We start from the raw sequence: 21,529 nt of genomic DNA on the forward strand, positions 1-21,529 counted from the left end.
GAGAGAAACGATACTTCTTGCAAAAATCCGACTTAAAAAGGAGGATGATCAAAATGCCCCGCATCCTGTTTACAGTACCGCCTTTTCCGGTATTTATCGCAGCTGGAGAAGGGGTTTTTAAAAGGGGAGAAACCCATGTGAAACGTGTATTCTCCGTGTTTGATCTGATATACGTCAAACAGGGAACGTTATATATAACGGAAAATGAAACATCATTCTCTGTTGAAGGCGGCGAGTACATCTTGCTTTCCCCCGGTCTTGAACATTACGGGACGAAGGGCAGTGATGAAGCAACCTCCTATTATTGGCTTCACTTCGATGAACATCAATATGAATTTACGGCAAAAGGAGGCAGCAATTGGTCTGAGCTTCAGCAGGAAAAAGGAAGTTTCGAGGAGCCGGCTCGCTACGGACTGGTTTTGCCGAGAAAAGGAAAGGTGCAGCGTCCGCAGTTTATGGCGCAGCAGTTTGAAAGGCTGATCGATTACTCCGCGGAAAACTCCGATTTGCCGCTTAGAAAGCAAATTTTATTTGAGGAGTTGATGTTGCATCTTCAAAAAGAGGCGTTTCAAATTCCGTCTGCGAAAGAGCGGGTTGCCTGGGAGGCGGCCCGGTACTTACAGGAACATTATAAGGAAAAGACGACAATCAAGGATCTCTCGCTCGCCCTTCACTATCATCAGGATTATGTGAGCCGCTGCATGCAGCAGGTGCTAGGCGTTACGCCGGCACAATACACGAACCGGGTGAGAATGACGGAAGCAAAGCGTCTTTTATCCTCTACAAATGATAAAATGGGCGTCATTGCGGAAACGGTCGGAATGGAAGACCCGACATACTTTTCAAAACTCTTTAAGCAGATAGAAGGCATTTCACCAATTGAATACCGGAAAATTGTCAGCCGGAAAGTTCAATAACCAGACGAGGGATGAACATGAAAACAACAATTTACGATGTGGCAAGGGCGGCGGGAGTCTCGATCACAACTGTGTCGCGCGTGATTAACAAGACGGGCAGAATCAGCGAGAAAACGCGGCAGAAGGTGATGAATGTCATGAAGGAAATGGCGTACACGCCCAATGTCCACGCCGCGGCGTTAACAGGAAAACGAACGAATATGATTGCACTTGTGGCGCCTGATATTTCAAATCCGTTTTACGGCGAACTTGCCAAAAGCATTGAGGAAAGGGCGGATGAGCTCGGTTTTCAAATGATGATTTGCAGTACTGATTACAATCCGAAAAAAGAAACAAAATATTTTTCGGTGCTGAAGCAGAAAAAAGTGGACGGGATTATTTTTGCGACAGGGATTGAGAATCATGACAGCATGTCTGCTTTGGAGGAAATCGCCAGCGAACAAATTCCGCTCGCCATGATTTCTCAGGATAAGCCGCTGCTTCCGATGGATATTATCGTGGTGGATGACGTTCGTGGCGGGTACGAGGCTGCCAAGCATCTTCTGTCACTCGGCCATACGAACATCGCTTGCATTGTGGGAGACGGGTCAACGACGGGTGAAAAAAACAGAATCAAAGGCTTCCGTCAGGCGATGGAGGAAGCGGGCGTGCCTGTCGATGAATCGCTTATCGTTCCGACGCGATTTTCTTTGGAAAGCGGTAAGGAAGAAGCGGGAAAATTGCTGGACAGGAACGCTCCAACGGCTATTTTTGCTTTCAACGACGTATTGGCTTGCGCCGCCATACAAGCTGCGAGAATGAGAGGCATAAAAGTGCCGGATGACCTTTCCATCATCGGTTTTGATAACACGATACTTGCAGAATTGGCTGCCCCGCCCCTGACCACCGTGGGCCAGCCGATTAAAGATATGGGGCGAAGTGTCATCGAACTGCTGGCAGAAGCAATCGAAGGAAAACGAAAGACGAAACAAAAAATCGTGCTGCCGCCTGAGCTCGTGGTCAGACATTCTACATCACCCCTCAAACCCAGAGCCCGCTAATAAGCGGGCTCTTTTCATTTTGACAGTTGAAGCTAAAAAACATATTGCGTGTAAACAACAGGCAGTGTAAAATGAAACCATCTTTTGAGAAAGCGCTTGCGCAATATGTTAAAGCGGATTGAACCGCTGTTTTTTTAGCTGTTAGGAGAAAGCGCTTTCTCGAGGCGATCCTAAAATGACATAAAGGAGAGGATGGGACGTGAAACATCAAATAAGGTGCGCAGTATTAGGATTAGGAAGGCTCGGTTATTATCATGCGAAAAATCTCGTCTCCAGTGTTCCGGGGGCAAAACTGGTCAGTGTCGGTGATCCGTTGAAAGGGAGAGCGGAGCAGGTTGCCAGAGAATTCGGTATTGAAAAATGGTCAGAGGACCCGTATGAGATGTTAGAAGATCCCAGCATTGACGCTGTCATTATCGTAACGCCGACAAGCACACATGGTGATATGATCATCAAAGCAGCGGAGAACGGCAAGCAGATCTTCGTTGAAAAACCGCTGACATTAAGCCTTGAGGAATCAAAGGCAGTTTCTGAAAAAGTGAAAGAGACGGGAGTCATTTGCCAAGTCGGCTTTATGAGACGATTCGATCCCGCATACGCAGATGCCAAACGGCGGATCGACGCTGGGGAAATCGGCAAACCCATCTACTATAAAGGCTTTACGCGCGACCAGGGAGCGCCTCCCGCAGAGTTTATCAAACACAGCGGCGGGATCTTTATTGACTGCTCTATCCATGACTATGATATGGCCCGTTATTTGCTAGGAGCGGAGATTACTTCTGTTTCGGGACACGGCAGGATCCTGAACAACCCGTTTATGGAGCAGTATGGCGATGTGGATCAGGCGCTGACGTATTTAGAATTTGACTCCGGTGCTGCGGGGGATGTCGAGGCAAGCAGAACCTCTCCATACGGACATGACATCCGGGCGGAAGTTATCGGGACTGAGGGCAGTATTTTCATAGGGACTTTGAGAAATCAACATGTGACCATCCTGACAGCGAAAGGGAGCAGCTATGATATTATCCCAGACTTTCAAACTCGTTTTCATGAAGCCTACTGCTTAGAGCTGCAGCATTTTGTTGAGTGTGTCCGGAATGGAACAACACCGATCGTGACAGATATCGATGCGACGATCAATTTAGAAGTCGGCATCGCCGCGACCAATTCGTATCGAAGCGGCAGGCCCGTACAGCTGGATGTGAAGGGTGCGCACACTAGTTTGTAAACGTTATCACGATACGCCTGCGGCTTCCGCACTCCCGCAAATCGTTCTTATCAAAAAAGCAAGGACAGTTTAGCCCTTGCTTTCTCTCTTTTCATATAAATAGTACACATAATCAGTAGGTACACCTGTGTGGCCAAGCTGCCTCAGCATTGCGGTCACGTTCCCTCTGTGATAAGTGCCGTGATTGACGACATGCAGGATGATGTCTGCATAAGTTGTTTCCAGTGTCCCGAGTTTCGGATGCTGCATTGATACGGTCTGTTCTAAGTCCGTCTGGCGGCTGAAGAAATCATGATACTGTGACTCCAACTCGGAAGAGTGCTGTTTTATCGCTTCCATATTACCATGCAAGGACTCAAATTTGCCTGCGCCGACTATAATCTCTTGGTAGGCCACTCCCGAAAGAACGTTCAGCCAAATGTAGTCAGCCCTGCACATATGAAGCAGCACGTCGCTGATAGAAGGAAATACGCTCTTTACTTCTTGATAAGCAGTTTCCTCGGGCAGGTTTTCGATATGGTTACATATTCGCTTGTTCGCCCAGGAATGGTAGTCATAAAACTGTTTTGCATCAGTCATCAGCATTGCCTCCTTTTCTAAGACATTCGCTGTTTCATTCGTTATTCCTTCAATTGCTGAAAAGCGATACCCCGAAATACCCTGCTGCTGCCCACATCACAACTGCAGAGCATTTGTTTACGATCAGCATAAGCCTGCCGCTCGTATCTATCGTCTGAAACAGCCGGCCCGCTATCGCAAGACTGATAAACCAAATCCAAGAAACAGCGATGCAGGCAGCCATAAAGAGCCATTTCTCAAGCCCAGAATATTGGAGGGAGCTCGTGCCGATGACGCCGATCGTGTCGAGAATAGCGTGTGGGTTTAAAAGAGAAACGGCGGCCGCAAACGCAGCTTGCTTTTTAGCTGTGAACGTATTTTTCTCATTTTGATTTGCTTTCGGACGGCTGTTCCAAGTCACCCAGCCCATATAGAGGAGAAACAAAAATCCGCCGGTCATCATGACTGTCTCAAACACAGGCAGCTGCTCCACGATGACAGATACGCCTGCAACAGCTAAAACAATTAACAGAGTATCGCAGACAGAAGCGCTGATGATGGCTGGGAGTGCCCGCCAAATATGCCTTTGCCACGCTCCTTGCTGAAAAATAAACACATTCTGCGCTCCAAGCGGCAAAATTAAGCCAAAAGCAAGCACAACTCCGTGAATGATTGCATTCATGCTGAAAAAACTCCCTTCACATCTGTTTTTTTAATCATAAGAGAGATTTTCTATCATGTCTCCGGCCATTTGGTTGGGTTTAGAACCAGCCAAATGTATAATGTGAAAAAAGGGGGCACGACTATGTCGCAATGGCAGCCAAGCCGAGATTCGGATATTCCGCTGCATCGGCAGATTGAACAATACATGAAGGACAAAATTCTTCACGGAGAGTGGGCTGTGGGGACGAAAATCCCTTCACAGAGAACGCTGGCCGACATGTTTCAAGTCAACCGCAGCACCGTGACAACAGCCATTGATGAACTCACGTCTCAAGGCCTGTTAGAGGGGAGAAGAGGAGGCGGCACGAAGGTTGTAAACAGTACGTGGAGCGTGCTGGCGGCTGAGCCTCCGCTCGATTGGAGCGATTACGTCCGTTCAGGCATTCATCACCCTAATTCTTCTATCATTCAGGATATTAATCAAAACGAACCAAGAGCGGATATCATCAGATTAGGCACAGGAGAACTTTCACCGGATCTGCTTCCAGTTGACACAATGCGCCGGATGTTTCAGCAGATCAATCCGCACGCCCTGTCTTTAGGATACGAGCAGCCGAAAGGAAATCCTAAGCTGCGGGAGGCGGTGGCGGACCATTTAAAAGGCAAGCAGATCCATGTATCACCGTCATCGATATTAATTGTGTCTGGCGCACTTCAGGCACTTCAGCTCATCTCGATCGGGCTTTTAAAACGAGGTTCTGTTATTTTGACGGAAAAGCCCTCCTACCTTCAATCTTTGCATGTGTTTCAATCAGCGGGGATGCGGCTTCGCGGCTTGCCGATGGATGAAGAAGGAATCAAGGCGGGGCTTGTTTCTTCTTATCGAAAACAATACGGAGGACAGCTGCTTTACACCATTCCGTCGTTTCATAATCCGACAGGCACTGTCATGTCAGAGCAGCGAAGGAAAGAGATCACCGGCCTGTCAAAAAAAGAGCAGCTGCCAATCATTGAGGATGATGCGTACGGTGATTTATGGTTTGAAGAAAAACCGCCGCAGCCTTTAAAAGCAATGGACCATGAGGGCAATATTCTGTATCTGGGCACTTTTTCAAAAACGGTTAGCCCCGGTCTTCGAATCGGCTGGCTTGCCGGACCGGAGCCGGTCATTGAAAGGCTGGCGGACATTAAAATGCAGACAGACTACGGATCGAGCGGCCTGTCCCAGTGGGCGGCTGCCGAATGGCTGTCACAGGGGTATTATGAAGAGCATCTGACATGGATACGAAGGGCACTAAAACAAAGAAGAGACACGGCAGTTCATTTTCTCAAGCGGTATGCCGGAGACATCGCGACGTGGCAGATTCCCGCCGGCGGCTTTTATATTTGGGTGACATTTCACAAAACCTTGCCTATCAGCCGTTTCTTTCATGAATTGCTGAAACAGCAGGTGCTGGTGAATCCCGGTTCCATTTATGACGGCGAAGACCGAAACAGCATCAGGCTGTCATATTCCTATGCATCTCTTGCGGATTTGGAAACAGGCATTAAAGCGGCAGCCGATACAGCCCGCCGCCTGATGTCCTAACGTTTGTTACACAATGACAGCTCCCAGCGCTCTGGCGAAAGCAATCGCATGCTCAGGCGCGATTTTGCAGCCTTTCAATTTGTCGAGGGAGACATGAAGCTGTTCAAAACGGCAGGTGCTGATGTCCATGTTTTGAAGGGACGTTCCGGTAAAGCTAGCGCCTTCCAGTTCGCACCCGTCAAAGTGTGTCTGCTGAAGCGCCATATTGCTGCACTCACTTTGCATAAGAGCACAGTGATCAAAACGAACTTGTTTCATATTTGAGTACGAAAATGAACTGAAATGTCCGTGGCACTCCTCGAATGAGACATTCCGCAGCGTTGATTCTGCCACATTCATTCCAACCATTTTTGATTGCTTAACGGAAGTTCTGTGAATGACAGCCCCACTGAAATCGGCGTTTGACAAATCACATTTTTCAAAGATCACATCGGTCAGTTCAATATGCCGGAAAGACACATCGATAAACACGACATTTCTGAATATCGTGTTTTCTACACAAAGTCTTTCTATATCTTCGTCGCAGATTGTACAATCTGCAAACAAATGCATGCTGACCACATCATCCTGTGTCACGGTTTCATGAAAATCTGCGGTTTGCAGGTTTTCCGGTATGTGCGGTTTTTGAATCACTACTTTATTCATGAGATGACATCCTTTGCTGCCCGAAAAACCAGAGGCCTCCGGGATCAATTTAATAGATCGTTATGGAAGTTGATACATATAGTAAATCGTGAAGAGCCTTTTCTTGGTACAGCAGCCCGCTCGTTTTGTAAGCATAAATGGAAAGCTTCCTGTGCGTCAAGGCATTTACAGGCCGGGAAAGAAAAGGGAACAGGAGGAATGCGGAATGGGGCATTACGTCAAAACCGAGGAGCATGTGACACTGTTTGTAGAGGATATCGGGCATGGTAGGCCGATCATCTTTTTGCACGGGTGGCCGTTGAATCATAAGATGTTTGAATATCAAATGAATGAGCTTCCGAAAAGAGGATTTCGTTTTATCGGCATTGATTTACGGGGATATGGGCAATCTGACCGCCCGTGGGAAGGGTACGATTATGATACAATGGCCGATGATGTGAAGGCAGTCATTTATACGCTGCAGCTTGAGAACGCGGTTCTTGCCGGTTTTTCGATGGGCGGCGCAATTGCCATCCGTTATTTGGCAAGGCATGACGGAGCAGATATTGGTAAGCTGATTTTATTGTCTGCAGCGGCACCCGCATTCACAAAACGCCCGGGTTATCCGTACGGGATGAGGAAGCAGGATATTGACGATATGATTGAACAATTCGAAACGGATCGGCCAAAAACACTGGCTGATTTAGGAAAACAGTTTTTTGAGAAAAAAGTGTCTCCAGAGTTCAGGCAGTGGTTTCTCAATCTGATGCTGGAGGCTTCCTCCTACGGGACGATCCACTCAGGCTTTGCATTAAGAGACGAGGATCTCAGAAAGGATCTTGCCTTAATCAAGGTTCCGGCACTGATCCTGCACGGGAGAAAGGATAAAATTGCGCCGTTTGATTTTGCGAAAGAATTGAAGCGCGGCATCAAACAGTCGGAATTGGTTCCGTTTGTAAATAGCGGGCACGGAGCCTTTTATGAAGAAAAAGAGAAGATCAACAGTTTGATTGCGCAGTTTGCCAAATTATAAAAAAAACCCGATATTGATCGGGTTTTTTATATGATTCCTTTGCTTTGCAGTTCTGTAATGATCAAATCAGCCCCGGCGGAAATAGATATCTGGTCTGATTCAATGATGAAATCAGGTGAACGCGGCGCTTCATACGGAGAATCGATCCCGGTGAAATGTTTGATTTCTCCGTTTCGCGCTTTTTTATAAAGTCCTTTCGGATCGCGCTGTTCACAGACATGCAGCGGACACTTCACATAAATTTCGAAGAATTCCTCTTCAGGAAAGAGCGCTCTGACCATATCCCGGTCCTCTCTGAATGGAGAAATAAAAGCCGTTAAAATCATTTGCCCGCTGTCGACAAACAGCTTCGCCACTTCTCCGATTCGGCGGATGTTTTCAATCCTGTCTTCAGTCTGAAAACCAAGATCTTTGTTTAAGCCGTGACGGATATTATCGCCGTCGAGCACATAACTCTGAATCCCCATGCGGTAAAGCTTTTCGTCAACGGCATTGGCCAGCACCGATTTTCCTGAGCCGGACAGCCCGGTAAACCAGAGGGCGCAGCTTTTGTGTCCGTTTAACGACTGTCTGTCAGACTTTGTGATTGCAGTGGGGTGCCAAATGATGTTTGGGTTGTGTGTCATCCCAATCCCCCGCTGTTATGCTGGATGGCAACGGGCTGTTGCTGAAGACCTTTGATCAGAACGTTTGCGACCTCAGGCCGGCTGAATTCTTTAGGCGGTTTTTTGCCTTGGCGGAGAAGCTCTCTCACCTTTGTGCCGGATAAGTGGATGTGGTCTCTTTGGCTGTGCGGACATGTTTTCGAGGTGCCCATGTTTCCGCATTTCCGGCAGTAAAAGCTGTGCTCGAAAAACAGCGGTTTGATGCCCAGTTCCTCCTCTGTGAATGATTGAAAAATATTTTGCGCGTCGTACGTTCCGTAATAGCTGCCGACCCCCGCGTGATCACGGCCTACAATAAAATGGGTGCAGCCGTAATTTTTGCGGACGAGCGCATGGAAAATCGCTTCCCGCGGACCTGCATACCGCATGGCGGCAGGGAAGACCGACAACATGACACGATCCTTTGGATAATAGTGTTCAAGCAAAACCTGGTAGCTCTCCATTCTGATATCACTCGGGATATCGTCGGACTTCGTTTCTCCGACAAGCGGGTGAAGCAGCAGACCGTCGACCGTTTCTAACGCTGTTTTTTGAATATATTCATGTGCTCTGTGAACAGGATTCCTGGTTTGAAAACCGACAATCGTTTTCCAGCCGAGCTTTTTAAAGGCTGCTCTTGTTTCTGCGGGCGCTGCGTAAAACTGTTCGAAGGATTTGTCGGGAAGGCGGCTGACCGTGATAGGCCCTCCGATATAGTAATCCGGACGCGCCAGCATTTTTTTCACGCCTGGGTGGGCAGGGTCGTTTGTTTTAAAAACAGACAGTGCTTCTTGTGTTTTATCAGGCTGGTATATATCAGTAACTGTGATCATGCCGTAGGTGATGCCGTCTTTCACAAGTTTGACGCGATCTCCGGCAGACAGTTTGTTTGCTGTTTCTTCTCCGACAGGCAGCGTGATCGGCAGGCTCCAAGGCAAGCCGTTTGCCAGCCTCATCTCTTTCACAACAGTATGATAATCTTTTTCTCCCAAAAAACCAGTTAACGGGCTGTAGCCGCCGATCGCGATAAGCTCCAGGTCGCTCAGTGCAAGCTGATCCAGCTCCGCTTCGCACGTGCACCCTTCAAAATGGCATGCGGGATCGCAGCGGTTGATTAACACCCCTCCATGGGGCTCGCTTCCATTCAACGTGTTCAACCTCCATTTTTACGTTTCCTTTGTTTTTCTTTTCTGCGCTGGTTGAAAACTTCAAAGCAGCGCCTCAACATCATTTCATGCCCATAGCATGAGCATGCTGGACATTATTCTTGATGCAGGCCGCATTCTGTTTTCTCCCGTCCGGCCCATCTTCCAGCCCTCTCATCGTTCGGGTCCGAGGAAGGCAATGTACACATTTCACAGCCTATGCTCGGGTAATGTTGATCGTGCAGTTTGTTATAAGGCAAATTGTGCAGGCGGATGTACGTCCAAACGTCATCCCATGTCCAGTGGATGAGCGGGCAAATTTTAATGACCTTAAACTTCTGATCCAGATTCACGTATTGAATATGCTTTCTCGTAGGCGACTGCTCCCGGCGCAGTCCTGAAATCCAAGCTGTCATGCCGGACAGGTGTTTTTTAAGCGGCTCGATTTTCCGCAATTGGCAGCATAGATTCGGGTTATGCTTCCACAGCTCTCCGCCGTATTGCGTCTCCTGTTCTTTTAAGCTCAGCTCGGGTTCGAGCAGCTGGATTGTCAATCCCGGATATCGCTCTTTGACGGTCTCGATCAGCTCATATGTTTCCTGAAAATGCAGCCCTGTATCCAAAAAGATGATGTGCGCGTTGTTGTTGATTTTTGATATGAGGTCAAGAAGCACCATCCCTTCTGCGCCAAAGCTGCACGCGTACACAATCTTTTCCCCGTATATTCGGTAAGCCCATTTCAACACATCGAGCTCATCGATCAATTGATCCGTTATCTGTTTGGACAGCGTGTCGTTCCATGTGTCATATGTGATGATTTGTTTGTTCAACGTTTTCCCCCCGTTTGCATCTGTCTGTTTCTTATCTATTGATCGAGTTATAGGCAGACTATTCATTTTTTGCATAAAGGTTCAGGGTTTTTAGGTGCGGCACCGCCTAAAATGGGGAACGGAACCATTAAGAGGCCGGCTGAATATGCTTTTAAGCAAAATGGTTTTATGCCCAAGGAGAGGTATTATGCCGATTACCATTTATCAGGGGCATCATCATTCGCTTGCCCCGGCGGATATTAACATCGTCATTGATGTCATCAGAGCCTTTACGGTCGCCCATTATGCGTTTATCGGCGGAGCGAAAGAGATTTTATTGGTCGGAACAGCAGAGGAAGCCTTTGCGCTGAAAGACACTTATCCGGATTACGTATTGACGGGAGAGGAAAAGGGGGTCGGTATCAGCGGATTTGATTTAGATAATTCTCCAAAACGCATGGCGATGCAGGATATGGCGGATAAGCGCTTGATCCAGAAAACAACAAACGGCGTCACAGCGGCGTTAGGGGCGCTGAACGCTAAGCACCTGTTCGTAACTGGATTTTCCAACGCCAAAACAACGGCAGAGTATGTGAAAACACTCGCCGTAAAGGATTGTGTCTTGAACATTGTGGCTTCCCACCCGTCAGGTGATGACGACATGGCGTGTGCGGAGTATATCAAAGGCATCATTGAAGGGACAAATGCGGTTACGGCTGCGGGGGTAATTGAAAGAATAAAACGCTCTTCTGTTGCAGAGAAATTTTTTGACCGCAGCCAGCCATTGTTTGATCCGGAAGACATATCATACTGTACAAAAGAACTGACAGGCGATTTCGTGATGAAAGTGAAACAAGAAAGAGAAGTTCCAACGATAGAGAGGGTCATAATATGAATGATTTTTCACTAGAATTGCCAGTGAGAACAAGCAAGCCGAGAGAAACCGGGCAGACCATTTTAATTGATAACGGCTACCCCTTGCAATTTTTCAAAGATGTAATAGCCGGAGCGTCCGACTATATTGATTTTGTGAAATTCGGCTGGGGCACATCATTACTTACGAAAGATCTTGAAGAAAAAATCAGCTCGCTGAAAGAGCATGACATTAAATTTTTCTTTGGCGGCACATTGTTTGAGAAATATGTAAGCCAGAAAAAAGTGAATGAATTTCATCGGTACTGCACCTACTTCGGCTGTGAATATATTGAGATTTCAAACGGTACGCTCCCGATGACGAATAAAGAGAAAGCGGCTTACATTGCCGATTTTTCTGATGAATTTCTTGTGCTCAGCGAGGTGGGCAGCAAGGATGCGGAATTATCAAGCCGGCAAAGCTCTGAGGAATGGCTTGAGTATATCGTTGAGGATATGGAAGCGGGCGCGGAAAAAGTGATTACGGAGGCCAGGGAAAGCGGGACAGGAGGGATCTGTTCCAGCAGCGGCGATGTCAGGTTTCAAATTGTTGATGACATCATTTCCTCAAATATTGATATCACCAGGCTGATTTTTGAAGCGCCGAACAAAACGCTCCAGCAAGGGTTTATTCAAAGGATTGGACCGAATGTGAATCTGGCCAATATCCCCTTTCATGATGCCATCGCGTTAGAGACACTGCGCTTAGGGCTAAGATCCGATACCTTTTATTTGTAAAACAGCGGCTGCGGGGCTCTCGCTATGAAGAGAGCCTCTGCCTATTATTTTTTATGGCGGTACATAGGCGTGAGATAGGGGAGTGAAGTCAGACGGATGTTATAGATGAAGTCGATGACTCTTGTCGATATGACTTGGCATATCAGGGCTTGAATGACGATGCCCCAGGCAATAATAGACGCAGTAACCATAAAAATAATGCAATTCATGATGAGCAGGATCGTTCCGGGACTCCCGCCGCGGTAGATCGAAATCATAAGAGCAAGAGCCCCGAATCCTCCGTTCGAAATTTTGTATTTGTATAAAAGTCCGATGCCGAGTCCTAATAACACAGCGCCACTGGCCAAATCAAGCCACAGGTTTGATGTGATATCCGGAAAAACGACATCAAATATCAATACCGAGACAGAGGTGACGGTAATCGAAGCGAGGGTGCCGGTGAAGGTTCTCATCTCCAGCCATTTTAAAGCAGTAAAAAGCATCGAAACATTCACTGCCCACACTGAAAAGCCATGAGGAATTTGAAACAGATAATGCAGCAGCACCGCAATACCTGCTGCCCCGCCTGTCGGAATATCATGGGGAAATAAAAACAAGGACATGCCGAGTCCCTGTAATACGCCGCCTACGACAATCATAAACGTGAGTTTTGCTTTCATCAGCAGTTCAGCCATTAAGTCATTTGCTCCTTTATGAAAAGACTTGTCCGCTGTTTTCATTTTATGAGGCTGTCCATCATTTATGTCTGCAAATATAGAAATGGCCCAGCTTAATATGCTGAACCATCCCACTTGTAGCGATGAATGATCTCCATATTGATCTCTGTTCCAATGCCTTTTCCTTTCGGAATGTGGACCATTCCTTTTGAAGGCTGAAGGCTGACGAGATCTGTAAAAGGATTCTCCATGACGTCCCACTCAATCGGTTCAATTTGATCTTTTTCCATTTTAGACCATGGAGGCAGACAGGCTTGCGAAAATAAAGCATAGAGCCGTGAAAGTGATCCGTCATATGCATGGGCGGACGCTCTGACGCCGAAATAACGCGCGAGCTGGAGGCAGTCCCGAAACTCATCGATCCCGTTGACATGCATAACATCGGGCTGAATGATATCCAAGCAGCGCTGTGAGAGGAGGGGGGCAAATTTCGCCGCGCTTTTCATATTTTCTCCACCGGCAACAGGAACCGATAAACGGCTGCGCAGCAAAGCGTAATCCTGCGGCTGATCAAAGGGCAAAGGCTCCTCGAACCAGCCGATATTCGTCCATGCTGAGAAATAGCGTTCCCAACTCATAGCTGTTGCTGCATCGTAGCTTTGGTTTGCGTCCAGAATCAACGTAATCGAGCTGCCGGCCGTATGCTGCAGCGCACTGATGTGCCGGACATCTTCCTCGAATGAAGTCCCGCCGATTTTGACTTTGATTTGCTTAAAGCCCTTTTTTAACTGGTCTTCAACGTTGGAAACCGAACGGCTGATCCATTGCGGCTGGTCTGAATACGATTGGAATGAGGCATATACAGGGATCTCTTCTCTGTACCACCCGCCCCATAGTTCGCAAACCGAGCAATCAAAAGCTTTGGCCGCAATTTCTGTCAGCGCCATGCTCACGGCGGAGGCCGCCCGCTGATGCCATTTTTGAATCGTGCTCACTAATGGCAGGCGGCTGCTGGCCTGTTTTCCTAAAAGATAGGGAATGATCCGTTTGGTAAAACCGATATGCAAAGCCGGGAGCCAATCAACGCATTCTCCCCAGCCGTCAATCCCGCTTTCTGTGACAATTCTGATGAGATAGCAAGTTCGATATTGTTTAAACCCGTTTGCGTCGCCGTACGGCTCTTCTAATCGATGCAAAAGCGGAAAAGTCTCAACCCGTTCGATTTTCAAATTGGATGCTACCTTTCCTCAGCTGGCTGAAGCCGATTGCCAGCCATTTTAGGATCTTCTTTTTCTTTTGTTTCTTCTTTGTTTTGATTCACATGGATCAGCAAAATCACGAGAATGCCGACAACAAGCGTCAATCCCGCAATGCTCAAAAACATGCCGGGTCTGGACCATTCCATCAGGCGGCCGAAAATCGGAGGCCCGATGGCAACCCCTAAGAAACGAACCGATCCGTAGAGCGAAGTCACAAATCCACGTCTTTCTTTCCCGACAGCTCCGGTTATAAAGCTGTTCACACAAGGAAGAACAAGGCCTGAACCGATACTGCTCAGCACGAGAACACTGATAAAAAGGACAAGGTTCTCAATGAATGACAGTGCCGCGTAAGACACGGTCATGAACGCCAATCCGAGTACGATCAGCTTTTTCATTAACGATTGCTTTTGGCCGATTTTGCTCCCGGTTGTATAAGACGTCACACACATGACCAAAAGCGGGATCGCCAAAATCAAGCCTTTTTTGACGCCGTCGGTATCGTATGTTTTTTCCAAGACATCTGATAGATAAAACAGGATGCCGAATAAAGTAAACAGGCAGGTCGCCCCGGCTAAATAAGCGGTAAACAGCCATCTGCCTTCATGTTTAAAAACACTTAACAGCCCTTTCGCATATTTTCCGATCGGGGGCGGTTCTTTTTCCTTTTTCTTTTCTTTAATAAAAATCCAAGTCAGCACGATCGAAATGATACAAAATACCGGGAAGGCAAAAAACGCGCCATACCAGACAAGAAGGGCGATAAGCGAGCCGATGATCGGCGAAAGCACTTTCCCCATGCCGTTTGAAGCTTCAACGAGACCGAGCACCTTGCTTTCCTGGGCGCCTTTAAACAGATCTCCCGTCAGTGCCATGGCAATCGGGCCTGTCCCGGCTGCCCCGATTCCCTGAAGCGCCCGTCCTGCCATGACCCAAGGGTATGCATTGTCAAAAAAACCTGCCGCAAACCCGGCTAATAAGCCGCCGGCACCATACAAAAATAAGCAAGGGATAATGATGATTTTCCTTGAGAATCTGTCAGCGAGATAACCGACAATCGGAATGGCAAACGCCGCAATCAAGGAAAATACTGTGATCACGAGACTGACTTGAAATTGTGATAAATGAAGTTCAGATTTCATTTTTGGCAAAATCGGAATAAGCATCGAGTTTCCAAGTGTTAATATTAAAGGGATTGAACCGATTGCAACAATCGTCATTCCGTTATTTTGTTTTGATGATTCCATCTCAGAGCACACTCCTTTTCTTCTGCTTAGAATGTCCCTGCTGGCTTCGTTTATTCAACGTTCAGACAGCAAAAAACCGAACAGAAAATACCTGTTCGGGAAAAAGGAGGGTTAACCGAGTGCCTGCGAAATCAACGCATATAAGTGTCCATTTTGGTCAGGAAGCATCTTTATCTGGTAAAGCATAAGCGGTGGCTCTTCGTCCGCTTGAAATCCCATTTCTATTAGCCTGTCATGTAAAGATGTGTGTTCACCCGGTATATCGATGCGCATCGGACCTTGTTTGCCGGCGGCCAGCCTGTTGATGAATTGTGCAGCCACGTCTGATGATGGGGCAATGATGGGGCCGAATTTCAAATTGGCAGGTGTCTGTACAGATAGGCCGTAGCCAATCAGCTGTCCCTCATTGTTTCTGGCGATGACGCATTCCTCTGAAGTGGAAATAAGCTGCTGCAGAAGATTTGATCGATCCCCGCCAAAGGCTGCCAGATCGGCCGTGGCTAATTCTTGAAAGTCTTGTTTTCTAAAGGCTGTCAGTTTAGCATCAAGATGATCTTGCTTTTCAATCGGTTGAAAACTGTGACAGCTGTACTTTCGGACTGAACCCGCTGTATGAAAACCCGCTTTCTCATAAAGCGGCAAACCTTCTTTTGTGGCGCAAAGCCTGATGGCGGTGCTTTCATCCGTTTTACTGATACACGCGTTTACCATCCGCCGCCCGAGACCGAGCCGTTTGTATTCCTTGTCTACGATGACGAGTCCGATAGAGGCAAGACGGCCAAACAAAAACAAGCCGATGCAGGAAATAATGTCTCCCCGGACATTTTGATAACCGAAAAAACGCCCCTGTTGGACAAGCAGTGCCAGCTCTTGTTCGCCATAATCCGGCCACCCGGCTTGCCTGCAAAGCCGCAATAGTCCGGAGGTATGTTCTTCATGAAGCTCAATCAGCTCATCCATTACCTTCATACGGGTCACCTGCTTGTTCCGAATGTTTTGTACATGACAATATGAGTGCCAATGCCGGGAATCTCAAACGGTTCGCCAAGTTCCTCCCAGCCAAGCTTTGCGTAGTAGCCTTTGACATGTTGTCTTGCATTGCACCAGACCGCCTGTACGCCTCTGTCTGCCAGTTTTTGTTCCGCATATTTGATCAGCGTGCTTCCGGCTTTTTGATCACGATATCCTTCAAGCGTCGCCATGCCTCTCAGCCGATATGCAGGGGATTCCGTTAATAATGGCTGATTTTGAGGGGAAAAAGAAGCGATGCTGATCAGGGTTCCTTCATAAAACACACCGAGATGAAAGGCGCCTTCCGCATGATCCTGTTCATATTTGCATTGTTCGATGGATTGATGGGGACGCAGGATGCGGTGCCTGATGTCGTATGTATCTTCCGCAGAAATGGTTTTAACTTCGAGCATGATGATCCTCCTCATAAACTGATTTTCTTTATCGTAACACGAATTACGTTGAAAAAGACCGCCCGATTGGCTCAGGCAGTCTTCAAGGTATTAATGCAAATAGATATTTTGGCGCTGCTCATCTTTTTGCTGAATGTACGAAGTGAGCTCGGCGGTTAAGTCAGATCTGAGAAAAGGCGTAATCAAGTAGATGCCGTTAAACAGCTCGCATGCCGTATCCAACAGGGAGCGTGCAATCGCAAGGCCTTCCGCTTTTTGTTTCTCTTTATCCTCGCCGGCGAGGGCCATTTTTTCGCGAATAGAGTCAGATAGCTTAATGCCCGGAATTTCATTGTGGATGAATTCAGCATTTCGGCTGCTTGTGAGTGGCATAATGCCGATATAGATCGGTGTCTTCAGATGCTTTGTTTCGTTATGGATATCGACAAGCTGCTGCTCGGAATAGACAGGCTGTGAAACAAAATAATCGGCGCCGCAATCTATTTTTTTCTCCAGCCGTTTTACCGCTTTATCCAGATGGCGGACATTAGGATTAAATGCGGCGGCGACTGAGAAATTCGTTTTCTTGCCAAGCGGTTTTCCAGACAGGGACAGTCCTTCGTTGAATTGTTTGATCAGCCTGATTAAATCAAAGGATGTTAAATCATACACAGACGTCGCACCCGGAAAATCCCCGATTTTAGAAGGATCGCCAGTAATGGCCAGCACGTCATTCAGCCCTAACGTATCCAGACCCATTAAATGTGACTGCAAGCCGATAATATTTCGGTCACGGCATGTAATATGGACAAGAGAGCGCATATCGAGCTGTTGCTTCACAAGGGCGCCGCAGGCAACATTGCTGATCCGCGGAGTAGCCAGGGAATTGTCAGCGAGGGTCAGGGCGTCGATTCCCGCTTCTTTTAATTCAGCAGCAGCGGACAGAAATTTGTCGAAACTCAATTTTTTCGGCGGGTCCAGCTCTACGATAATGGAGCGTTTTTCCGCTGCGATCTCATTCAGGCCGGGTTCTGTCCGCTCATGCTGAACAGAAATGAATTCCTTCGCCCGGGTTTTGACTTCTTTTTCTGTAATCGGAGCAAGCCCGCCAACCGCTTCTGCCATCGCCTGGATGTGATTCGGCGTGGTGCCGCAGCAACCGCCGATAATCCGCGCGCCTTGCTTGCGGAATTCTGACGCGCTGTTTTGAAAATACGTGTCGTCTGTTTCATAGACGAGCCGGCCTTCTTCAAGCGAGGGAAGACTGCTGTTCGGATAAACTGATAAGAACACGTCATCAAAAATCGGCACTTCGCTAAGCGCTTCAATCATGTGATAAGGGCCGAGCCGGCAGTTAATGCCGACGATATCAGCTCCGAGATCCGCGATCGATCGCAATGCTTCAGAAAGCGGTGTTCCGTCCTGCAGTACGCCTTGCTCATGCATGGAGACATTCAGCATAATCGGAAGGCCAGTCTCTTTGCGCGCGATTTTTAGCACTTCACGGGCTTCTTCCAAATCATAATACGTTTCTAACAGCAAGCCATCTGGCTCTTCATGCAGCAGCAGGTACAGCTGCTCGCGAAAGCTGCGTTTGATTTCGTCAAGGCTGTACGCGTTTTTATTAAAGGTACGGATGCCGCCCATCGTCCCCAGCACGTACGCATCGCCTGCTGAAGCCCGCGCGATTTTTACCGCCTCCTGATTCATTTTTTTGATGTCATCCTCAAGCCCGTGTCTGGATAATTTAATATAATTGGCCCCGTACGTATTTGTTTGAATGATGTTGGCTCCAGCCTCAACGTACGCTTTATGTATGCGCTGAATTTCCTCCGGCTTTGAAATGTTGAGCTCCTCAAAGCACCTGTCAATACCATAGGAGTAGAGGAGCGTCCCCATGGCGCCGTCGCCAATTAACACCTGTTTTTGCAAATCTTCTAAAAGTCCCATTGTTTGCCTCCTTTATTCACATTCAGCAAGGAAAAAAGAGAAATAAAAAAAGTCCTCTTAAGAAGAAGACTTTGTCAGTGATTTTGTCTCTTCTTATCTTCCAAGCTGTTCGAGCTTGCTGGATTTAGCACCTTGGTCATGGCTGATCGCCATTACACCGGTTGCTGAAGCTTCGTCGGGCCAGTCCCTCTGCTTCTCTTGATAAGAACGGATATAAAATTTTCGTGTTCAGGAAGTGCCCTAAAGATGCCTGGCATTTTCTCTTTCTCCAAATTTACCGAAAATAAAGACAATAATCAATAGGATTCAGAAAATTTATCTGAAATTTATAAATTGAACGTCAATTGGCAGATCCGCGCCCCGCACTGCTGTGATAATCTGCTGCAGGTCATCCTTGTTTTTTCCGGTGACGCGCACTTGATCATCCTGCACTTGAGACTTTATTTTCAGTCCGGAGTTTTTGATGATGGTATTGATTTTTTTGGCGTTGTCCTTGTCAATGCCTTGAACAAGTTTTGCACGCTGGCGCACTGTTCCGCCTGACGCGCTTTCAACCTTGCCGTAATCAATGTTTTTTGTCGGCACGTTTCGTTTAATTAATTTACTGACCAGTACATCTTTCAGCTGGCTTAATTTAAATTCGTCATCAGAAACGAGGACAAGCTCCTCTTTATCTAAAGAAATGTCGCTTTTGCTTCCTTTAAAGTCATAGCGTGTGCTGATTTCTTTCAGTGCGATTTGAATCGCATTTTGCACTTCGGGCAATTCCACCTTTGATACAATATCAAATGAACTTTCTTTTGCCATATGAAAACCTCCATAACATTTAACTTATGTGTTGATTATAGTAGAATAAAGAGAAACTTCCAACAGAACAAAGAATCAATTTGTGATGATTGGAAAAAATGTTAACAGAATCCGCAGAAAAATAAGCGGAACAGGAAGGACGATAGCATGAGACCAGGGCAGCAATTAACCTTGAGTATAGATCACCAAACTGACTTCGGTTACTTTTTAACCGACGGAGAAGATACGATTCTCTTACATAACAGTGAAATAACTGAGGATATCGAAGACAGAGATGAGGTAGAGGTCTTTATATACGTGGACCAGCAGGAAAGACTTGCGGCCACGATGAAAATTCCGGTCGTCAGCGCTGATGAGTACGGCTGGGTCGAAGTGGTGGATAAAGTGGAAGATATGGGCGTTTTCGTTGATGTCGGCTTATCTAAGGATGCGCTTGTTGCAACTGAGCATTTGCCGCCATACGAGGATGTCTGGCCGCAAAAAGGGGATAAGCTCTACTGTATGCTGAAAGTGACGAACCGGGGGCGCATGTTTGCGAAACCAGCGCCTGAAGATATCATCAGCGAACTGTTTACCGACGCTTCAGAAGATCTGATGAATAAAGAGCTGACAGGTACGGTGTACAGATTAATCGCAACGGGTTCATTCATCATCACAGACGACGGTATCCGCGGTTTTATCCATCCGTCAGAAAGAAAAGAGGAGCCAAGACTCGGCTCAAGAATCACGGGACGGGTGATTCAAGTAAAAGAAGACGGTTCAGTCAACATGTCGCTGCTTCCGAGAAAACAGGATGCATTGTCTGTAGATGCCGAGTACATTCTGACGTATATGAGAACAAGAAACGGCGCTATGCCGTATGGCGACAAAAGCCAGCCTGACGATATCAGAGAACGTTTTAATATGAGCAAAGCCGCCTTTAAACGCGCGCTCGGCCATTTGATGAAAAACGGAAAAGTGTATCAGGAAGACGGATGGACATACGAGAAAAAATAGAAGGCCGCACAGGCCTTCTATTTTTTATATAAGAACTTCACAAATAAAATTTTGTTACGTATCATTAGGGGAGACAGAGTGTTTTGTCAGTTAAAAGACAGGGGGAGAGTTCGTGGAAATTCGCATCGATTTTTTATTGATCTTGATTGCGATGCTTTTCTTTTGGATTGCTTATATGGCAGGAATAAAAAAGCAAACATGGATATTGTCCGGTTTCCGTGAGTCTCGGATACGTGACAAAGACCGCCTGGCTAGTATTGCGGGATACTTTTTTCTGAATTCAGGGATATTTATTCTTTTAAACGGTTTTATTTCATTTCAGGGACAAGATCAGTTGATTCCGCCAATGATTTTGGCATATGGAGCTGGAGTCATCATTTATGTAAATAAAAAATTAATATAAAACCTCCAGCATATATCAAATATCTGGAGGTTTTTGTTTGCTCACTTTTTCAAAAAGAAAATCGCCAATGTGCCGGGACCGGCGTGTGAGCCGATTGTAGAACCGATTGAATGCATGATGATCTCTTTCGGCTTGAACGTATCTTCAATCAAATTTTTCATGTCAATGGCTTTTTCTTCGTTCGCAGCGTAGCTGATCCCCACGGTTTGATTGCCCCAATCACCACCGCGTTCTTTCATCAGTTCGATGATCCGTTTGAAAAGTTTTTTCTGTCCGCGAATTTTTTCCAGAGGCACAAGCTTGCCGTCCTCCATCTGAAGCAGCGGCTTAATATTCAGCAGGCCGCCGACAAAAGCGGATGTTTTGGAGATGCGGCCGCCTCTTGCAAGATATGTGAGGTCATCAACGGTAAAAATGTGCTCAAGCTGTTCGCAAAAGTTCTTTACAGACGTTTCAATTTCTTGTATTGTATTCCCGTTGATACAGAGATCGGCAGCATGCCGGACAGCCAGGCCGTATCCTAATGAAGCACATTTGGAATCAATGACCCGTAAATCGAAATCGGGGAATTCCTCCTTCACTTCATTGGCCATCATCACAGCTGTCTGATACGTGCCGGAGAGGCCTGAGGAAAAGGCAATGTAAAGAGCGGGATCACCTGTTTCGGCATATTGCAAAAACACATTTTTAATCGTTTGCGGTGAGGCTTGGGACGTCTTAGGCGTTTCTCCATTTTGCATCGCTTCAAATATTTGATCCGCATCAATCGTGACTGCATCTTCGAATTCTTTATCGCTGAGAGAGACTCTGAGCGGAATAAAGCCAATGCCGTTTTCTTCAAAATAAGAACGAGGCAAATCAGCGGCGCTGTCAGCGATGAGATGAACTGTCATATTGCTTCCCTTCTTT

The 21,529-nt window shown here is 47.0% G+C and carries 21 protein-coding genes, 2 pseudogenes and 1 riboswitch; of the genes and pseudogenes, 9 read left to right on the forward strand and 14 right to left on the reverse strand.

What is annotated here, in order from left to right:
* Positions 1 to 53 precede the first annotated feature (53 nt).
* The 3 genes from GYO_RS28265 to iolX all read left to right on the forward strand — a co-directional run bounded on the left by GYO_RS28265 (position 54) and on the right by iolX (position 3,185).
* Positions 54 to 917: an AraC family transcriptional regulator gene (locus GYO_RS28265; RefSeq protein WP_014113321.1), complete on the forward strand. Its 864-nt coding sequence runs from the start codon at positions 54 to 56 to the stop codon at positions 915 to 917.
* 17 nt (positions 918 to 934) lie between these two features.
* Positions 935 to 1,957 carry a transcriptional regulator DegA gene (gene degA / locus GYO_RS28270; RefSeq protein WP_014113322.1) on the forward strand — a complete coding sequence of 341 codons (1,023 nt, stop codon included), beginning with the start codon at positions 935 to 937 and terminating at the stop codon, positions 1,955 to 1,957.
* Positions 1,958 to 2,156: 199 nt separating this feature from the next.
* Positions 2,157 to 3,185 (forward strand): scyllo-inositol 2-dehydrogenase, encoded by a 1,029-nt coding sequence (gene iolX, locus GYO_RS28275; protein ID WP_014113323.1) that lies wholly within the window; start codon positions 2,157 to 2,159, stop codon positions 3,183 to 3,185.
* 69 nt (positions 3,186 to 3,254) lie between these two features.
* Here the strand turns inward: iolX and GYO_RS28280 are convergent, their stop codons facing one another.
* Positions 3,255 to 3,764, reverse strand: coding sequence for a DinB family protein (locus GYO_RS28280; RefSeq protein WP_014113324.1), 510 nt, complete (start codon positions 3,762 to 3,764; stop codon positions 3,255 to 3,257).
* A gap of 49 nt (positions 3,765 to 3,813) precedes the next feature.
* Positions 3,814 to 4,463 (reverse strand): annotated as a pseudogene (locus GYO_RS28285) (LysE family transporter).
* A 55-nt stretch (positions 4,464 to 4,518) separates the two neighbouring features.
* Here GYO_RS28285 and pdxR point away from each other — a divergent pair.
* On the forward strand, positions 4,519 to 5,994 hold the full coding sequence (gene pdxR, locus GYO_RS28290) for a MocR-like pyridoxine biosynthesis transcription factor PdxR (RefSeq protein ID WP_080010121.1): 1,476 nt from the start codon (positions 4,519 to 4,521) through the stop codon (positions 5,992 to 5,994).
* A gap of 6 nt (positions 5,995 to 6,000) precedes the next feature.
* Here the strand turns inward: pdxR and GYO_RS28295 are convergent, their stop codons facing one another.
* Positions 6,001 to 6,639 (reverse strand): pentapeptide repeat-containing protein, encoded by a 639-nt coding sequence (locus GYO_RS28295; RefSeq protein ID WP_014113327.1) that lies wholly within the window; start codon positions 6,637 to 6,639, stop codon positions 6,001 to 6,003.
* 205 nt (positions 6,640 to 6,844) lie between these two features.
* On the opposite strand from GYO_RS28295, the gene GYO_RS28300 reads away from it, so the two are divergent.
* On the forward strand, positions 6,845 to 7,651 hold the full coding sequence (locus GYO_RS28300) for an alpha/beta fold hydrolase (RefSeq protein WP_014113328.1): 807 nt from the start codon (positions 6,845 to 6,847) through the stop codon (positions 7,649 to 7,651).
* A gap of 26 nt (positions 7,652 to 7,677) precedes the next feature.
* On the opposite strand, the gene cysC is transcribed toward GYO_RS28300, so the two are convergent.
* The 3 genes from cysC to GYO_RS28315 all read right to left on the reverse strand — a co-directional run bounded on the left by cysC (position 7,678) and on the right by GYO_RS28315 (position 10,270).
* Positions 7,678 to 8,277 carry an adenylyl-sulfate kinase gene (gene cysC, locus GYO_RS28305; RefSeq protein WP_014113329.1) on the reverse strand — a complete coding sequence of 200 codons (600 nt, stop codon included), beginning with the start codon at positions 8,275 to 8,277 and terminating at the stop codon, positions 7,678 to 7,680.
* On the reverse strand, positions 8,274 to 9,443 hold the full coding sequence (sat, locus tag GYO_RS28310) for a sulfate adenylyltransferase (protein WP_014113330.1): 1,170 nt from the start codon (positions 9,441 to 9,443) through the stop codon (positions 8,274 to 8,276). The genes cysC and sat overlap by 4 nt, the downstream gene beginning before the upstream one ends.
* Before the next feature lie 113 nt (positions 9,444 to 9,556).
* The gene (locus GYO_RS28315) at positions 9,557 to 10,270 is read right to left on the reverse strand and encodes a phosphoadenylyl-sulfate reductase (protein WP_080010065.1); all 714 of its coding nucleotides are present in this window, start codon (positions 10,268 to 10,270) and stop codon (positions 9,557 to 9,559) included.
* Positions 10,271 to 10,457: 187 nt separating this feature from the next.
* On the opposite strand from GYO_RS28315, the gene GYO_RS28320 reads away from it, so the two are divergent.
* Together GYO_RS28320 and GYO_RS28325 are read left to right on the forward strand one after the other, a co-directional pair.
* Positions 10,458 to 11,144 (forward strand): 2-phosphosulfolactate phosphatase, encoded by a 687-nt coding sequence (locus GYO_RS28320; RefSeq protein ID WP_014113332.1) that lies wholly within the window; start codon positions 10,458 to 10,460, stop codon positions 11,142 to 11,144.
* A complete protein-coding gene (locus GYO_RS28325; RefSeq protein WP_003224492.1) occupies positions 11,141 to 11,899 on the forward strand; it encodes a phosphosulfolactate synthase in 759 nt (252 codons plus the stop codon). Before GYO_RS28320 ends, GYO_RS28325 begins: the two co-directional genes overlap by 4 nt.
* 44 nt (positions 11,900 to 11,943) lie before the next feature.
* On the opposite strand, the gene GYO_RS28330 is transcribed toward GYO_RS28325, so the two are convergent.
* From GYO_RS28330 to GYO_RS28360, 7 genes are all read right to left on the reverse strand, one after another.
* Complete coding sequence (locus GYO_RS28330; protein WP_041521155.1) at positions 11,944 to 12,573, reverse strand: YitT family protein; 630 nt, start codon at positions 12,571 to 12,573, stop codon at positions 11,944 to 11,946.
* A gap of 95 nt (positions 12,574 to 12,668) precedes the next feature.
* Entirely contained in the window at positions 12,669 to 13,784 is a 1,116-nt protein-coding gene (locus GYO_RS28335) for a mandelate racemase/muconate lactonizing enzyme family protein (protein ID WP_014113334.1), read from the reverse strand.
* Positions 13,785 to 13,792: 8 nt separating this feature from the next.
* A complete protein-coding gene (locus tag GYO_RS28340) occupies positions 13,793 to 15,061 on the reverse strand; it encodes an MFS transporter (protein WP_014113335.1) in 1,269 nt (422 codons plus the stop codon).
* Between the two features lie 111 nt (positions 15,062 to 15,172).
* Positions 15,173 to 16,030, reverse strand: a complete 858-nt coding sequence (locus GYO_RS28345; protein WP_014113336.1) for a GNAT family N-acetyltransferase — start codon at positions 16,028 to 16,030, stop codon at positions 15,173 to 15,175.
* A gap of 5 nt (positions 16,031 to 16,035) precedes the next feature.
* A complete protein-coding gene (locus GYO_RS28350; protein ID WP_014113337.1) occupies positions 16,036 to 16,485 on the reverse strand; it encodes a GNAT family N-acetyltransferase in 450 nt (149 codons plus the stop codon).
* A gap of 90 nt (positions 16,486 to 16,575) precedes the next feature.
* Positions 16,576 to 18,414, reverse strand: coding sequence for a bifunctional homocysteine S-methyltransferase/methylenetetrahydrofolate reductase (locus GYO_RS28355; RefSeq protein ID WP_041520916.1), 1,839 nt, complete (start codon positions 18,412 to 18,414; stop codon positions 16,576 to 16,578).
* Between the two features lie 90 nt (positions 18,415 to 18,504).
* Positions 18,505 to 18,622, reverse strand: a riboswitch (SAM riboswitch).
* A 107-nt stretch (positions 18,623 to 18,729) separates the two neighbouring features.
* Positions 18,730 to 19,221, reverse strand: coding sequence for a YajQ family cyclic di-GMP-binding protein (locus GYO_RS28360; RefSeq protein WP_014113338.1), 492 nt, complete (start codon positions 19,219 to 19,221; stop codon positions 18,730 to 18,732).
* 98 nt (positions 19,222 to 19,319) lie between these two features.
* On the opposite strand from GYO_RS28360, the pseudogene GYO_RS28365 reads away from it, so the two are divergent.
* Together GYO_RS28365 and GYO_RS28370 are read left to right on the forward strand one after the other, a co-directional pair.
* A pseudogene (locus GYO_RS28365) lies at positions 19,320 to 20,217 on the forward strand (CvfB family protein).
* A 112-nt stretch (positions 20,218 to 20,329) separates the two neighbouring features.
* Positions 20,330 to 20,620 carry a DUF3784 domain-containing protein gene (locus GYO_RS28370; RefSeq protein WP_014113340.1) on the forward strand — a complete coding sequence of 97 codons (291 nt, stop codon included), beginning with the start codon at positions 20,330 to 20,332 and terminating at the stop codon, positions 20,618 to 20,620.
* A 41-nt stretch (positions 20,621 to 20,661) separates the two neighbouring features.
* Here the strand turns inward: GYO_RS28370 and GYO_RS28375 are convergent, their stop codons facing one another.
* Positions 20,662 to 21,513: a DegV family protein gene (locus tag GYO_RS28375; protein ID WP_014113341.1), complete on the reverse strand. Its 852-nt coding sequence runs from the start codon at positions 21,511 to 21,513 to the stop codon at positions 20,662 to 20,664.
* Positions 21,514 to 21,529: the final 16 nt, after the last annotated feature.

It is taken from the genome of Bacillus spizizenii TU-B-10, from assembly GCF_000227465.1.
GTDB classification, from domain to species: Bacteria; Bacillota; Bacilli; order Bacillales; family Bacillaceae; genus Bacillus; species Bacillus spizizenii.

Excerpts from the sequence above, each read along its gene's own strand:
- GYO_RS28265 (WP_014113321.1), top strand. The coding sequence starts at position 54 with ATGCCCCGCATCCTGTTTACAGTACCGCCTTTTCCGGTATTTATCGCA.
- degA (WP_014113322.1), top strand. The coding sequence starts at position 935 with ATGAAAACAACAATTTACGATGTGGCAAGGGCGGCGGGAGTCTCGATC.
- GYO_RS28280 (WP_014113324.1), bottom strand. The coding sequence starts at position 3,764 with ATGACTGATGCAAAACAGTTTTATGACTACCATTCCTGGGCGAACAAG.
- pdxR (WP_080010121.1), top strand. The coding sequence starts at position 4,519 with ATGTATAATGTGAAAAAAGGGGGCACGACTATGTCGCAATGGCAGCCA.
- GYO_RS28295 (WP_014113327.1), bottom strand. The coding sequence starts at position 6,639 with ATGAATAAAGTAGTGATTCAAAAACCGCACATACCGGAAAACCTGCAA.
- GYO_RS28300 (WP_014113328.1), top strand. The coding sequence starts at position 6,845 with ATGGGGCATTACGTCAAAACCGAGGAGCATGTGACACTGTTTGTAGAG.
- cysC (WP_014113329.1), bottom strand. The coding sequence starts at position 8,277 with ATGACACACAACCCAAACATCATTTGGCACCCCACTGCAATCACAAAG.
- GYO_RS28320 (WP_014113332.1), top strand. The coding sequence starts at position 10,458 with ATGCCGATTACCATTTATCAGGGGCATCATCATTCGCTTGCCCCGGCG.
- GYO_RS28325 (WP_003224492.1), top strand. The coding sequence starts at position 11,141 with ATGAATGATTTTTCACTAGAATTGCCAGTGAGAACAAGCAAGCCGAGA.
- GYO_RS28330 (WP_041521155.1), bottom strand. The coding sequence starts at position 12,573 with ATGGCTGAACTGCTGATGAAAGCAAAACTCACGTTTATGATTGTCGTA.
- GYO_RS28340 (WP_014113335.1), bottom strand. The coding sequence starts at position 15,061 with ATGGAATCATCAAAACAAAATAACGGAATGACGATTGTTGCAATCGGT.
- GYO_RS28345 (WP_014113336.1), bottom strand. The coding sequence starts at position 16,030 with ATGAAGGTAATGGATGAGCTGATTGAGCTTCATGAAGAACATACCTCC.
- GYO_RS28350 (WP_014113337.1), bottom strand. The coding sequence starts at position 16,485 with ATGCTCGAAGTTAAAACCATTTCTGCGGAAGATACATACGACATCAGG.
- GYO_RS28355 (WP_041520916.1), bottom strand. The coding sequence starts at position 18,414 with ATGGGACTTTTAGAAGATTTGCAAAAACAGGTGTTAATTGGCGACGGC.
- GYO_RS28360 (WP_014113338.1), bottom strand. The coding sequence starts at position 19,221 with ATGGCAAAAGAAAGTTCATTTGATATTGTATCAAAGGTGGAATTGCCC.
- GYO_RS28375 (WP_014113341.1), bottom strand. The coding sequence starts at position 21,513 with ATGACAGTTCATCTCATCGCTGACAGCGCCGCTGATTTGCCTCGTTCT.